Origin of the sequence: Virgibacillus doumboii (genome assembly GCF_902806455.1) — a bacterium.
GTDB lineage: Bacteria > Bacillota > Bacilli > Bacillales > Amphibacillaceae > Lentibacillus > Lentibacillus doumboii.
The window spans coordinates 3202878-3217730 of sequence record NZ_CADCWQ010000001.1 but is presented as its reverse complement, the minus strand read 5'-3'; the positions used below and the strand labels follow the sequence as shown (position 1 = coordinate 3217730).

At 33.9% G+C, this 14853-nt stretch carries 13 protein-coding genes; 6 read left to right on the top strand and 7 right to left on the bottom strand.

All coding sequences use genetic code 11. The annotated features are described in order from the left end of the window. Positions 1 to 38 precede the first annotated feature (38 nt). Together G6R02_RS16080 and G6R02_RS16075 are read right to left on the bottom strand one after the other, a co-directional pair. The gene (locus G6R02_RS16080) at positions 39 to 2954 is read right to left on the bottom strand and encodes an EAL domain-containing protein (RefSeq protein WP_164670241.1); all 2916 of its coding nucleotides are present in this window, start codon (positions 2952 to 2954) and stop codon (positions 39 to 41) included. Positions 2955 to 3581: 627 nt separating this feature from the next. Continuing rightward, positions 3582 to 3749, bottom strand: coding sequence for an aspartyl-phosphate phosphatase Spo0E family protein (locus G6R02_RS16075; protein ID WP_164670240.1), 168 nt, complete (start codon positions 3747 to 3749; stop codon positions 3582 to 3584). A 400-nt stretch (positions 3750 to 4149) separates the two neighbouring features. On the opposite strand from G6R02_RS16075, the gene G6R02_RS16070 reads away from it, so the two are divergent. After that, complete coding sequence (locus tag G6R02_RS16070) at positions 4150 to 4422, top strand: YgiT-type zinc finger protein (protein ID WP_164670239.1); 273 nt, start codon at positions 4150 to 4152, stop codon at positions 4420 to 4422. A gap of 635 nt (positions 4423 to 5057) precedes the next feature. Further along, positions 5058 to 5330 (top strand): HU family DNA-binding protein, encoded by a 273-nt coding sequence (locus tag G6R02_RS16065; protein WP_164670238.1) that lies wholly within the window; start codon positions 5058 to 5060, stop codon positions 5328 to 5330. Between the two features lie 592 nt (positions 5331 to 5922). Here G6R02_RS16065 and G6R02_RS16060 read toward each other — a convergent pair. The 5 genes from G6R02_RS16060 to G6R02_RS16040 form a co-directional block, all read right to left on the bottom strand. Beyond that, on the bottom strand, positions 5923 to 6138 hold the full coding sequence (locus G6R02_RS16060) for a hypothetical protein (protein ID WP_164670237.1): 216 nt from the start codon (positions 6136 to 6138) through the stop codon (positions 5923 to 5925). Between the two features lie 548 nt (positions 6139 to 6686). Then, positions 6687 to 7079 (bottom strand): recombinase family protein, encoded by a 393-nt coding sequence (locus tag G6R02_RS16055; RefSeq protein WP_164670236.1) that lies wholly within the window; start codon positions 7077 to 7079, stop codon positions 6687 to 6689. Between the two features lie 233 nt (positions 7080 to 7312). Then, positions 7313 to 7549: a helix-turn-helix domain-containing protein gene (locus G6R02_RS16050; RefSeq protein WP_164670235.1), complete on the bottom strand. Its 237-nt coding sequence runs from the start codon at positions 7547 to 7549 to the stop codon at positions 7313 to 7315. A 53-nt stretch (positions 7550 to 7602) separates the two neighbouring features. Beyond that, on the bottom strand, positions 7603 to 7743 hold the full coding sequence (locus G6R02_RS16045; protein WP_164670234.1) for a hypothetical protein: 141 nt from the start codon (positions 7741 to 7743) through the stop codon (positions 7603 to 7605). An 84-nt stretch (positions 7744 to 7827) separates the two neighbouring features. Further along, on the bottom strand, positions 7828 to 8679 hold the full coding sequence (locus G6R02_RS16040) for a hypothetical protein (protein ID WP_164670233.1): 852 nt from the start codon (positions 8677 to 8679) through the stop codon (positions 7828 to 7830). A gap of 438 nt (positions 8680 to 9117) precedes the next feature. On the opposite strand from G6R02_RS16040, the gene G6R02_RS16035 reads away from it, so the two are divergent. From G6R02_RS16035 to G6R02_RS16020, 4 genes are all read left to right on the top strand, one after another. After that, positions 9118 to 10470: a tyrosine-type recombinase/integrase gene (locus tag G6R02_RS16035; RefSeq protein WP_164670232.1), complete on the top strand. Its 1353-nt coding sequence runs from the start codon at positions 9118 to 9120 to the stop codon at positions 10468 to 10470. Next, positions 10442 to 11518: a tyrosine-type recombinase/integrase gene (locus G6R02_RS16030; RefSeq protein ID WP_164670231.1), complete on the top strand. Its 1077-nt coding sequence runs from the start codon at positions 10442 to 10444 to the stop codon at positions 11516 to 11518. The genes G6R02_RS16035 and G6R02_RS16030 overlap by 29 nt, the downstream gene beginning before the upstream one ends. Before the next feature lie 13 nt (positions 11519 to 11531). Beyond that, positions 11532 to 12494, top strand: a complete 963-nt coding sequence (locus G6R02_RS16025; protein WP_164670230.1) for a tyrosine-type recombinase/integrase — start codon at positions 11532 to 11534, stop codon at positions 12492 to 12494. A 574-nt stretch (positions 12495 to 13068) separates the two neighbouring features. Further along, complete coding sequence (locus G6R02_RS16020) at positions 13069 to 14418, top strand: ISLre2 family transposase (protein ID WP_164670077.1); 1350 nt, start codon at positions 13069 to 13071, stop codon at positions 14416 to 14418. Positions 14419 to 14853: the final 435 nt, after the last annotated feature.

The following is a 14853-nucleotide window of genomic DNA, read 5'->3' as shown; positions in this document are numbered from 1 at the left end:
CCAAAAAAGCTGTCTCCTTTCAGGTGACAGCTTTCAAATTACGTATGGTTTTTCCTAATATACGCATATGGATTTTGATTAATAAAGTTTGTGTCTGGGATGTCGTTGTTCGCCCTTAATAGGACACTCATCTTATTAATAACAGCAGCTAAACGATCTTCTTCCGATTCAGTTATGTTAAATTCGATGCCATAAAAGAATGTATCGCCCTTTGCTTCATTTTTCCATGCCAAATGGCCATTCAGTTGAAATTCCTCGCCTATCAATTCAACTTTGAAATTAAGTTTAATTTCTGAGTTAACAGGAAGTTTCAATGAGGAAACAATTTTCAGACCGCCAAGGCCAATGTCCTCAATAAGTACGTCAGCTGATCCTAGACTTACTTTACGTTTATTTATCTCTATAATGGTCATTTCACCAAGTACCGGTGAAGGGAACTCAAGACGATAATAGTTTCTACGTTCCTCTTCAGGCGCTTTTTCTATTTTTCTTTTCGTTGGCTTCAGATATCCAGTTTGGAGCATTTGTTCAAGTGTTTCCAATGGAACAGGTTTAGAAAATAAGTAGCCTTGGATTAAGTCACATTCTTTTTGTTTTAAAAATTCAAGTTGGTCATACTCCTCAACACCCTCGGCGATAACTTTCATTCCCAGACCTTTTGCCAAATGCAAAACTGACGAAATGATTGCCCTATCTTTATCATTTTCATTTGCTATATTTTGGATAAAAATTTGGTCAATTTTAATCGTATCAGCATTAAATTCCCGTAAATAGACCATTGATGCATAGCCGGTACCAAAGTCATCGACGGCAACTTTAATACCCAATCCTCTTAATCCTTCCATAGTGTTTAATACTACCTTTTCGTTTTTCAGTAATGACCCCTCGGTGATTTCCAGTTCCAGGTACTTTGCCGGTAAATCATTGCGCGATAGCTGTTCAGCTACAAATTCAACAAGCCCTTTTTTCATAAACTGAATGGGAGACAAATTGACTGAAATGGGGCGGATATTATATCCCTGATCTTTCCACATTCGTATTTGTCTGCACACATTCTCGATAACCCATTCACCAATTTGATGGACAAGATGGTTTTCTTCGGCCAACGGAATAAATTCACCCGGTGATACAAGACCCCAATCGGCATGGTTCCAACGAATTAATGCTTCTGCGCCTGTTATAACTCCGGTATCCGTTTCTACCTGTGGCTGGTAGTATATTTCAAATTCTTCATTATCAATTGCTTTACGCATATCCCGTTCAAGCACAAACTTCTTAAATGATGTGATATCTTTAGAAGAAGAATACAACTGATAATTGTTTTTTCCTAATTGTTTTGCCCGGTATAAGGCAGCATGGGCACTTTCAATTAACGATAGCTTATCATTACCGTCTTCCGGGAAAAAACTGATACCAATACTTGTTGTCACATGGAGCTCATATTCATCAACAGTAATTGTCTTTTCAATGGATTCGATAATCCGTTCAGCCATTTGAAAAATGAATTCCTGTGTGGAATAGTCTTCAACCACCACAATAAAATCATTACTACTAATACGTGCTAGGTATGCCCCCTCCGCAATTGCTGACAATAATCCGTTTGCTACTTTCTTTAAAACTTCATCACCTATTTGATAGCCAAGTGAATCGTTAATAAGTTGAAACCGATCTAAATCCAGATACAACAATGCAAAATTCCTACCTGATTCACTTTTACATAATTCATCTATTTTACTATATAGACTGCGCTGATTCGGCAGGGCGGTTAGCTGGTCGTGTGTGGAAAAGTATTCTAGTTGGTGCTGCATCTCCATTTCAGCTGTAATATCAATAAGCATTCCGAATGAATGTGTTACTTTGCTACTATCATTTGTCCATGGTATGGTTTGGTCAGCAACCCATTTCGTAGTTCCATCACCACATAAAATCCTGTAATAATCCCGAACTATTTCGCCATTCATCATTAACTCTCGTCTATTCAGTGTAATCTCTTTATCTTTTGGATGGATCAACTTTTCCCATAGATCAGGCATGTCGTATAGTTCTTGTAATGGATATCCAAGTAACTCTTCAGCCCCATTAGAAATATAATCCATTTCTCCAGTGGATAGGTTTCTCATCCAAAAACCAACAGTCAAATTATCCAATAATAGTTTTGTATTTTGTTTGGTTTCTTCCATTTTATTTTCCAAAAGTTGTTGGGTTGTGTAATCTTTTACTACTCCTACAAGTTTATAAGGTTTATTATTTTTCCAAACAGCCTCAGCCTGTGATTTTAAATAACGCAACTCACCGGTTTCTCCGTGGCGAATGCGAAAGTCGCAAACATAACTTACGCCTTTTTCAATGGCCTTTGTGACCACATTATAGGCATTGTCATAATCATCCGGGTAAACAAATTCAAATAGCTTAGCCATTGTGTCGGATTCATCTTGGGTATATCCGAATATATCATAGAAATAATCGGAACAAGTTAAATGATCTTCATCAATTAAATATTCCCAGCTGCCAATTTTGGAAATTTGTTGCGCATGTTCCAAGTGACTTTTATGTAATTCCAACAACTCCATAGTTTGTTTATGTTCCGTGTTATCACGGACAATGAAATATACACCTTTCACATCGCCATCTGCCTTTTTTATCGGGATAGCGGAAACGACTGCGTGGATGATTTGTTCATATTTATTTAATAAAGTAATCTCATGTCTACTTGTATTGCCTTTCATTGCTTCGTAAAAAGCATACTTGAGATTATGATAGGATTTTTTCGGTAAATATTCTTTATGGTCAATTGTTTCATCAGGGGAATACCCCAAAAATTCATTCATACTGCCCTTGTTTTGAGAAATCACCTTCCCCTCGGGTGAAATAATAACGATTAAGTCCGGGTGATGCATAGCTAATGAAGCATAATAATCCAGTATGTCATTCCTGTCTAAATTGTCTTTATTCATGTTTTTAGTATCCCTGTTGAACAACTTTGATAAAATATTTGGTTGCTTTCGCTGATTAACCATAAAATCACCCCATTATTAGTTATTTTACAATGTAATTAAGGACATTGTAATACAAAAGTCCCGGATTTGGAATGGGACTTTAGAGATTATTGTCGATGGTTGTCACCAAGATTATTTTAGATTTATAAATTAGTATTTGAATTGATAAAATGGAGGCGCTGAAACAAATAAAACTAATAATTTATGATATGCATTTCATGGAATTACATAAGTACTGTTTCCATATATTCGGTTTGATTTGAAAACAATAGAACGTTTGATAATTCAGTTGTCTTAGGAAATATTAAACCACATTTATAAAGATGGTAGCCGACCCCCATTAGTCTGACCTCAACTTATTTAGGAAATATTGAAAAAGGCAGGACGTGTTTTGAATCTGGATGTAACAACACTTGGTGATGTTTTAACAGTTGAAGGAATAAAGCCATCGATGAATACAAAAAAATAATTTTAACCACGTAGACAAAATGGAAATCAGACGGTTACCCTAAGAGAATAATGGGAATCTTGGATGATAAAAACTATTATGGCTCTTGTATAAAATGGATGTCCAAAAACCTATTATTAAATTGATAGTTTTTGATATTCAAGAATTAACTTATCAAGTTCTTGGCTACACTTTAGGGTTAATTGATGATTCATACCATGAGTAGCTGCTGTTTTAAACATTTGCTCTCTTTTTTGTTCAATAAGGTGTGTTAAATTCACCTTATTGTTGGCTGACTGTGACATATAAGGCTCCTTATCTTTCATGAAATCTTAAAAACTAATATACTACTTTGAATACTTTAAAACAATTATAGCGGTTTTAATACCATATTGATTAATAGAATTGTGACAATAAAATGAAACAGCTGTGACATTGAAATAAAGTTTAATAATTTTTAATGAAGATTGATTGTTAGAAATAAAGAACAATAGATATATTAAAGTTTGATAAAATGTTTTGTGAAAATGATCCTTTTGTTCAACAATCAGCCAGATTTACCTTTCCAAAAATACTCTTCACAAGAAGCAAATTTGCCCACTTTTAAAGAACAACATCCTTTTTCCCATCTTTATTATATTCAGAACACTTTTAATTGCGATTTCACATTTCATGTTATATAGTCATCCTGGAGGGTACACTACAATGGAAAACGCGGATGGATTTTGCAGTATATGTAAAACAGAAATATTCCAGGTATTCAAAACAAAGAAATACATTAATCCTAAAGGTCATGTGATTATAGTTAAAAGAATTCCATATCACCGTTGTCAATATTGCGGTGACGAAATTCCGTATAGGAATGGTCTTATTATAGAGGATTACGTGTTGAAAACGATTGAATCTCATGAAGTTTTGTTTATTTACATCGTTCAGCAATACCAAGAAGCTGCTAATGAAGATATTGTTACTAGATAAGAATATATGGTGTTAGAATTCTAGGAATTACTATTTTTTATAACCATGAAGTATAATCTAATTAGAAAAATAAATTGCAAGGGCATAACCTCAAAATAACATGAAGATTGCTGTCTTCGTGCTTATTTTGGGGTTTTCTATTTGAAAGGGAATATTGGTTTACTCAGAACAAGTGGAGGACCATATGAACACTTTATTAAACGAACAAACGGGAGAAATAATAATGCGTCTTTGTTAAGTCGGTTGACAAAATGATTGTAAAGGAATTAATTGGACAATTGCAATGATTGAGAAACAACAATTAGGAACAAAACCTATGAAAAATCCGGAACCAGTTTTTAATCACGATACTATCAGATAAGTTTTTATTTTGTCGAAGCGGACATTGAGTAACATATCCTGAACAAAAAGAAAGACAAATTGTTACAGGTAGAAAAAACACTAATTACAATAGACATTAATAGGCAACAGAATTATCCAGGTTTCCCTAAAGGTATAGGATATACAAAATCCAATTAAGGGTTTATGATTTAATTCGAAATATATTTCCACTCCACGTTAATATAAACTTTTGTCATCTTTTGGCAAATATAGTATTATTTAAGCAAGTTCTTAAAAAAGGAAGGTGTTTAACGATGAATAAAACAGAATTAGTTAAAGCTGTTTCAGCCTCGACAGAACTTACAAAAAAAGATTCAGCTAAAGCGGTAGATGCAGTATTTGAATCTATTACTGAGGCACTTAAAAACAAAGATAAAGTGCAGCTTATTGGATTTGGGAATTTTGAAATTCGAGAACGCTCTGCAAGAAAAGGACGAAATCCACAAACTGGGAAAGAAATTCAAATTGCTGCAACAAATGCTCCTGCATTTAAACCTGGGAAAGCATTGAAAGAATTAGTAAATTAAAAAGTATCAGAACAAGCTCCCATCATAAAAGGGTGGGGGTTTGTTGTGCAATCTTAATAAACTAAAAATGACAGTACTTGATAAAGAAAATAACTTACTCATCTTTTACTTAACTAACAAAATGTAAGCGACAATTAATAGCTAGCTATGGTTCCGCTACAAGTTAATTATGGATGTGATTTCCATAGTGACCACATTAACCCTTGGAAAGAGCTGAAACAATTAAAGACTCTATTACTCTTTACATGATTTTGAGAATAACTATTCTCATATGTCTCTGATTAATTCCATTAATTTACCAAAAGATTGATTTGGAGAATATGAAGATAAAAAAATTAAACAGATTAAAAAGAAAAAAGACTTTCACTTTACTAGCAAGCGAAAGTCCCAACATTTATGGTAAGAGGGGGATCCTTCTTTAGCATACCCGCATTCTGTGCTTTATATGCAGTGGTTATTACAATATGCTAAAAATGACGTAGTCTGTAGTTAGTGCTATTAGTTAGGTTTGTTTCCTTAGTATAACTAGTAACTAGCTTTTTAACAATAATAAGAGTTGGATATTTATGTGTTTTAAAAAGAATTTATCGATTTACATTATTGTACCTTTTTTAATCAAGCGAGTAATTTTATCGATGGGTATATCTGTTGATAATGAGATTTCCATCGCGTTTGAATGAGGATTATTTAATAAATAGTTTTTTACTACTTTTAAATGATTAATTTCTTCATCGTAACATTCATTACAAATACCATTGATTAATTCTTCAATTTTTCCACAGTATGTACAAGATCCATATTTTGTCATTATCATCTCATTCCAATCTGAGTTAAGAGTTTAGTCGGTATTATTTAGTTTTTCCAGAGCATTTACCACACCAAATAGCTTTCACTATTTAGTTGGGTTACTTATTTCGAATTTCGTTCATATTGAACTATGTTAATTCCTTACTTATTATCGGTGAAAAGAATAAAATATTAAGGGATATTTAAAACGATAGTACTGAATTTTATTGATGTAATAAGCAAGGTCAAAGCTCTATTATCCTTTTGCAAGGCGACTCAAAATTAAAATGGAACCATTTTGATCAATCCTTTTCTTAAAATGGGTTCTGACTATGTCCGCAATATATGTTGTTATGAGGCATTGATCGAACTTTTATAAATCCTACTGGTGAATGCTGTTAATGATTGTAATCACACTTGTTCAATATTAGCTGTACATCGAAGCAATTTTCTAAGTCTTGTTATAGGATATGTTTATATGAATAATAGGAGAGAATACAATGGAAAGAATAACTAGAAGGTGATGATTTTTTCGAATGTTTATAGTAATTATTCAACTTCATCAATTAGTTAGTTAGAGTAAGGTTTCTCGTAAAAAATATTAGATTTACTAAATTGAGTTTTACTCGGGTGCTTTTTTATAATAATTACCTCATTGGCATACTTATTTATTTTTGGTAATACTGTATTTATTCTTCTAAAATCCCTTTCTAAACGGTCCACGGAATTAAATATAACAATATCAATTGTATTGTCTGTATTTGCAAGGAACTTCAATAATTCATTTAATCCTGGTCTCATTAAATTAAGTGTTGGAGACCCATAATCACTATACCTTCTTATAAGTTTAATATTATTTGATTTGCAATATCTTTCAACCTGATTCGCCTGTTCTATATTTTGTTCAATAGACTGAATCGATTTTTGATTGTACGATAACCCTAATTTAATGCCTTTAATCATCTTAATACCTCTTTTTTTGACTTTTTAAGGTATTATTAGCAATAATCCAGAAAATATAACATTTTATATGTATAAACAATATTTGATGGTAGTTCCCAATTTGATATTGAAATTGTACTTTAAAATAAAAGCGACGTTTTTATTTACGATTGAGCACAACGTCGCTTTTAACAATAAAATCAAAGTTTATCCTTATTATGAAAGTATCTAACGAGTTTTGGATTTGTAAAAAACTAAGTTTGCTTAGATGTATCTTTTTTCTGTGAAATCCAATTTTTAAAATCGTTCTTATCTACTCTTTTAGAGGCACCTATCTCAAAGTTTGGAATGCCACCGTTATCAACATGTATTTGAAACAATTCGTAAACTCTTCTTCTTGAAATCCGGAGGAATTGTGATATATCCAGGGCTGTTAAGGTTTCGGGTAATGACTCCCAAGTGGTATACTTTTGTTTTTTGGTACTTTTCATGATAATAAACCTCCTTAATAATTTTTGAAAAAAATAGTATTAGGCTGTAAATTTTATCGACTTTTCCTTTCTTTACAATACGATATATAATTATCCGATTCCCCGTGTTCTCTTAACCACGTTTCCAATATCCCTATAGCTTTCTTTCTTTTCTCAAGTTCACTTACTTTATTTAATTTTACCTTTTCACTCATAGTAACCCTCCTCATAATTAGAGGATTGGCAGAAAAATTAATAATCAAAGGGTTGAACTCCTCTGAGTTCAACCCTTTTTTTGGTTAGAATCGTTTAAATTCTATCGGATAAGTAAATTGATTTGCATGGCTTTTGGCAACAACCATCATATGAGCGTGATTCTCTATAACCGTTCGACAATATCCGACTTCGAGAGGTTCAAATCCCTCTAACGATGATTTGACCTTAACAAAATCATTTAATTGATTATATTTACCAAAAAATTCTACAACAAATCCACCACGCTCCCAAACAGAGGCTCGTATATAAATACTTGTAGAGGAATGGTGTAAAATGATTCCTCTTACGTCATAGATATAATCAAAATGGGGGCGTGTATGACGTTTTTTATTATTAAAGAATTGTGCGTTTTCTTCAGTTGATTTTAAATAGTCAATGAGCTCTTCTAATGTAAGCTGAGCATCAGGTAGTAGTTTAAAATGGTCAAAGTGCCAATCATTTAGCAAAGGCTTTCCATTTTTTAGTAAGGTTAAAGGGACTCTTGTAAAAGTGGCTATCGTCGCAAGTATATCATCTCGTGGTTCATTCGCTTTTGTAACGTCTCGTATGCTTGCTTTAGGTTTCTTTTCAGTATATTGGTCCTGCCCTTTCAGGAACTGAATATATTTGGAAGTAACACCATATCTCGCAATAAAATCACTTTGTGTCATTCCTAACATTTCTTTTAAGAAAAGTATTTTTATACGTCCTTCAACAGATAACGAAAGTAAGAACTTTTTTAATAAAGAAGGTTTTTGCTTGAGGTACTGTAACGCCATTGAATCAACAATTAATCTTCCATCGGCATCTGAGATCTTATTAAAAAAGTCTTCTTCTTTCATCTGTTGGTTTATTACGCTTAAAACCATGTCGATTTCAGACCTTGGCTCTTCCATACTTATCACCAAGGAAAATCATACAATGCATTAAGCATTATCTCTTGGTTAAACCCCGTGGAGTCCAACCATATGTTTTTTCATTATTAAGGTTATGATATGACTAAATAAAATATTTGAAAAAAAATATAGAAATCGCCAAGTATTTATGTTATTATAAAAATTGAAATAATTGAATAGTTTTGTCATTTCCATTGGCGACACTCCTTTCAGTTAAGATTTCATAACCAAAAAAATGAGAAAGTTTAACTCACTTTAGCATGATAAAGTAAATATTCGTAGAAAAGGGAATCCACGAATAAATCTGGAAATGCTTGGCAAAATAATGCCAGGCATTTTTTTATTGCCTTCCAATGTTTATTTTTTCCACTCAAAGTTTTGATTTCATTTTATCATAAATATGACCCGAAGAATTTAACAAATTTGGAGGTGAAGGAATTGGAACAGGCAAATAAGTTCCAACAAGAGGATTTACCATTAGAAGCTATTGCGAATAATACCCTTATCAATGAATTTCTTCATGAAAAACAAAACAACAACAAAGAAATGAAGCAGCATGTTAAAAACATTTTGGTTGATTTCTACTTGCACCATGGTAAAGAGTGGCATGAACTGGATATTACTGAATGCCAGGATTATTTAGAATATCTTGCACGAATTTCTAGCTACAAAAACTATACTGAGCGGGTGTTAAAGAAAAAAGTCAATGTTATTTTGCAATACCTATCCTTTTTGCACAAAAGGAGGGTTGTTCAATCCGAATTATTTGCTTTAGTTGAACAGCACCCTATTGTTCAACGAACTCGGAACCGGAAAAGGATCATAAAAAGATCAAAAACTGTCAATCGGTTTCCGGTGATTATTGAGGATTTTCTCCACTTTCTGAAAATAAATGATAACCGAGTGGTTGAAAATAAGAAAATAATCGTATTCTTCCAGCGGTATTTAGAAAGGGAAGGTATAAATATAAATGTGTTTCGCGAGAAAAACAAAGAAAAGCTTTTATTTGAAAAAATCAAAGGCTACGAGTGGACCTTATCCGACCGCGTAACAAAGGAGGAAATTCTGAGATCTTCAGCGACGGTATATCTTCGAACGGTTCAATTGTTTGTAAAATTTCTAACTAGTCAAAACTTGGTTAATCAAAAATATACAATCCCTCTTCATTTGCGAGGCCGCTCAAAACGTGCTAATGAATACGTGCCAAAAGAAAGCATTATTGAACTGATGGACACGATTTACGATTACTCAAAGCATGTTTTTCGTGATTTGGCCATCTTTTTAATCATCGTTGATACAGGATGCAGACCAATAGAGGTTTCCAATTTATCCATAGGAGATTTTGATAACGTTCAAAAAACACTTTCTCTTGCGTGTAAGAAGACAGCAAAGAGAACGATAAAAATTAGCACGAAGGTAGTCCAAGTCATAAAGGATTATCTAGAGGTTCGTGAACAGTATCATCCGGAAACACAAAAATTATTTGTAACTTGCAGCGGACACCCGATAACTCCAAGTAGGATCAATTCGATTTTTTATCATACCAATAAACAAGCATTTGGTGAATCAAGGTATCCGGCCAAAGCGTTTCGGCATACCTACATAACCAACGCATTACAAGAGTACAGTTTCAGAAGGGTTGCGGAGACGATTGGCCACAAGGATTGGAAGTCAACTTACTATTACTATCATCGTTCCAATCAGCGGTTATTAGCAAATACGTTGGATAAGAGTCCACTGAAGGAGAATGGAGGAAAGGTTCATGCCAATACAAAGACAAACGAACGTTGACTATGAAGCACTATGCAAGGAATTAGGTGTCACGATTGATGAACTAATCGAGTTAGTAAAAAATAAAGACAAGCATAAATCTGAACCAGCTAAAACGTATTTTCTTAATCAGGTTATAGATGCGTATAGTGAAAACCTGACAAAATTGAGGGAATTTAACCGCAGAAGTGATAATACACTGACAACGTATCTTAATTTCCTGGAAAGAGTAAAGACCTTTATTGATGCAACCTATCCTCAACTAAAGATTGGAGAAGTTAATGAGAGCATGGTTTTTGAAATGTTAAAGAAAAGTATTCCCAGAAAAAATGAAAAGTTGGCAACGAATACAATCAATAAATATATGGCAATTATGAGAAGCTTATTAGGTTTTGCGTTTGAAAGAGGTTATACGGAAAAAGATGTACGATACAAGCTACCGTTGCACAGTTCGCCAACCCTACCCAGGTATTTAAATGATGTGCAAGTTGAGCAAGTGCTAAACGGAGCTATTCAAAAAACATATGGATACCGAAAGAAAGCGATGATTAGATTTATGCTGGGTACCGGGTGTAGAGTGAGTGAGATGACAAACTTGAAGATAAAAGATTTTAACGTCGATGAGGATTTAATTTTTATTCGTAAAGGAAAAGGGAATAAGGAACGATATATTCCTATATTTGAGGAAGTTAAAATGTCAATCTTAAAATATCTGAAAATCAGTGGTGTGTCCGAATGGAGACAAGACATAGAAGGGTATTTGTTTTCACAAGATGAAGGACTTTCCCGAGAAAAAAAGGTGCTGGATCGAAGTGTCCAATATTTAGTACGAGGGCTGTTTGATGAAATCGGTTTGGGAAGGGATTATACTGTTCATTCTTTACGTCATACCTTTGCTGTTAATTGTTTGAAATCCGGAATAGAAGAGCCTTTTTTAATGCAGATGCTTGGTCATGAAGATCCTAAAACAACATCTGTTTATACCAAACTTCTTCCTAAGGATCTAAAGGAAGAAGTAATGAAGTTTTATCCATTTCCGTTTGAAGATCTTCTTGATGAATTAATTTAGTGGAGGGTTTTAAATGAAACATTTTAAAGAAGAGATAGATGTTTATCATTTACAATCTAGGTACTCTGAGAATTATAAAATGATAATCAAACGAAGATTGGATGAATTCTTAAATTATTTGGCCGATGTGACATGTACCTCCATAGAAGACGTGCATCTTGAAAAAATTTATGAAACAGTCAGTATATCAGGTGAATCGCTATATTTTTCAAGTCTAGATACAAAACTCCTGGATCAGTATTTTGTTGAACATCTTCATAAAAGCTATTCGTGGCTGCATAGTTCAAGGCGTGCTCTTCAAAACTTTTTTTTATATTTATACAGAAAATATGATTTTCCAATCCTAACAGATCAAATGAGTGTTAACATTGATGAACATAAACAGAAACCACGAAGAAAGGATAAGTATGTTCCAACAAGGCACGATTTACTAAAGTTTTTACAGAGCTTATTACATAATAGCTCCAATTTAGAAAGGGACGTTTTATTCTTTCTATTGTTAATTTCTACTGGAAGTCGTCCTTCAGAAATTATTAACACGAAGGTTGAAGATATTGATGTTTTAGGTGAAACCATCTACCGGAAGAAAACAAAAAATAAATCGAGTAAATTTATCGTTCTAAGAGATGGTTATGGAGCAATCATTCAAAGGTACATCAACAAATGTGATTTGAAAAAAGATGACTTTCTAATTAATCACCGAGGAAGTCAAATGAGTATTCAAGAGTTGCAAGATCTGTTTGCCTCCTTTTTAGAAAAGGCAAATTTACCTATTTTCACCCTCCACAAACTAAGACATTCTTTTGCAACAATAATGGCCGAAAGTGGTGCGGAAATAATGGTGATTCAGCAGCTACTAGGGCATAAAAAAATCCATTCCACTAGTACATATATAAACCCAAACTATATTAGGAATAATGGCATGGAATTACAAGTGAATAAAGAAATTTATAAACATATAAGAAAGATGAATTAAATCTAACTGAATAAATTTTATCAATCATATCTCGATCTCTATTCAAAAAGGACTTCGTTTGTTTGAGATAGGGCCCTAGTATTGGCATTTTTTCTTTGAATTATCAATATATTTGGCGATTAGCAGAATCAAAAAAAAGATCCGACTAATGGGTTACGTTCATATCAAGTTAGCGGACCAGATCTGTATTTTACGCACCAAGAGATTTTCGGCTAAAAATGCAATTCTCTGTTATGGAAGCAAGGATTTTAGTTTTTTTAAAAATGAAACGAGCGAATCGGTTTTTGAAGTAACCAAATAAATTCATAACTTCATAGATAGGAATTGAAAAGCAGATTAAGAATAGCGTTACTTGCAATAGCTTGTAAAGTAGATGAAAGAGTCTAGTTAGAGTAAAATGTTTATGGGAGAACATATACCTCATTTTTGGTGTTGAAGTCGTAAGACTTCAACACCAAAAATGAGGCCAGCAAGCGGAGCGCGGTAGTCTTTTAAGACATTTTTAATGAAAAAAAGGACCTTCTTTTGTATAGTTAAGTTTCCTACAACAACAACTATAGAAAGAGGTCCTCAAATGAAAGATATCATATCTACGCTAACTATGAAAGAATTAGAAAAAATTACATATCGTGCTTTGCAGGAAAGCTTTTCCCAGGAGATGGCAAAGACCCTTAAGGAATTAGATGAGGCAATTGCTAAGGGAAGGGATAAACAACGATTTTATTACAAGGATAAAAGAACATTAAAGTTTCAATCAGTCTTTGGACAAGTGGAACTGAAAAGAAATTATTATCAGGATAGGGAAACCGGAGCCTACGTCTATTTATTGGATCAATATTTATCCTTTGACGGTACAAAAGGAATGAGTCCAATGGTGCAGGATTTGGCTATTGAACTGGCTGTGACAGGCGTTTCCTATCGACAGGCTGGTAAGGCGATGGAGAAGCTTTTGGGATATCCTGTGATTAGTCATGAAGGCATACGTCAACAGCTTTTGAATACGGAGGTAGTTCCGGAAGAATCCGTATCACTTGTGAATGATGTTGTATTTGTGGAGGTTGACGGGCTTTATACGAAAAGTCAGGAGAAAAATAAAAAAGGCAGAGAAATTAAGATAGCCAGTGTACACCAGGGTTGGGAAATGAATGGTAAACGGGCAAAACTAATGGAAAAGCGACATTTTATTCATGAAGGGAAACAGCCGTTTTGGGAGGAATTCGAACAGTATTTAATGACGACTTACGAGTACGATCCTACCAAACATCATCTCGTTATCAATGGAGATGGAGCAAAGTGGATCACATCCTGCCGAGATTATTTCCGTCATAATGCGACTTTTGTCATTGATCGTTTTCATGTTGCCCGGGATGTGCAACGTATATTTCGGGATCATTCAAGATATCGTTCCATTCGGAAGAAACTAGCAAAATATGACTGGGAAGGTTTCATGGTGGAGTTAAATAGCGCTGTAGGAACGCTTGATAATGAAAAGAAGGAAGAACGGCTGGAAGAGCTAATAGCACAGCTTTCTCAATATCCGGAAGCGCTGGGAGATTATCGCAAAAAATTAAAAGAAAAGGGCATAGACACAACAGGATTTCGTCCAATGGGGAGCGCGGAAGGAACAATGAGCGTTTTCGCTAAACGGCTTAAAAACGGGCGTAGCTGGAGTGATAAAGGACTTGATAAATTCATTGATATTATGGTTGCTTTGAAAGATAAACTGGAGATTAAAACGCTACAAGGGATACTTGAGCAGACAGAGGAATTAACACAGGAAAACAAAAAAGAAAAGCCGCCTAAACACTTTGTAGAGAGGCTAAGAGACAGTGCTGCAGAAGCAACGCGTAACAACATGGGTTATTTAAAACAGGCTTTAGGAAAACCAGTTACAGATGCCTTAAAAGGATTGAGAGGAATTTAAAAAGCAAAATAGCATCAACATGCGCAAAGACATAGGCGTGAAAACGCTATCAAAATTGGAGCTAAAACAATACAAAATAAGGGACTTTAAAATTCTCCCACAAGTACTTGACACAATCATTCTCCCACAAGTACTTGACACAATCAAGAGTCTAATATACATAATATAAAAATGCTGTTTCATGGTATACTTTCAGTTTAGAAAGTATGGGTACCGTAAGCCGCTAAATTTTTGATACCCATACCTCCGTCCACCCTTACCACAAAATAGAGTATTAGTGCTAAAACAATGATTACCCATATAATCTCAGGCAGTTGCTTCATTGATTTCATCCCCTTCTAACTCTATTATTAGTTTTCCCCTTTTCAGCTATTCCTGATTAATTAAACTAAATATAAAGCAAAAGGTAAGTTCAAAAATGCCAAAAAGGTTACA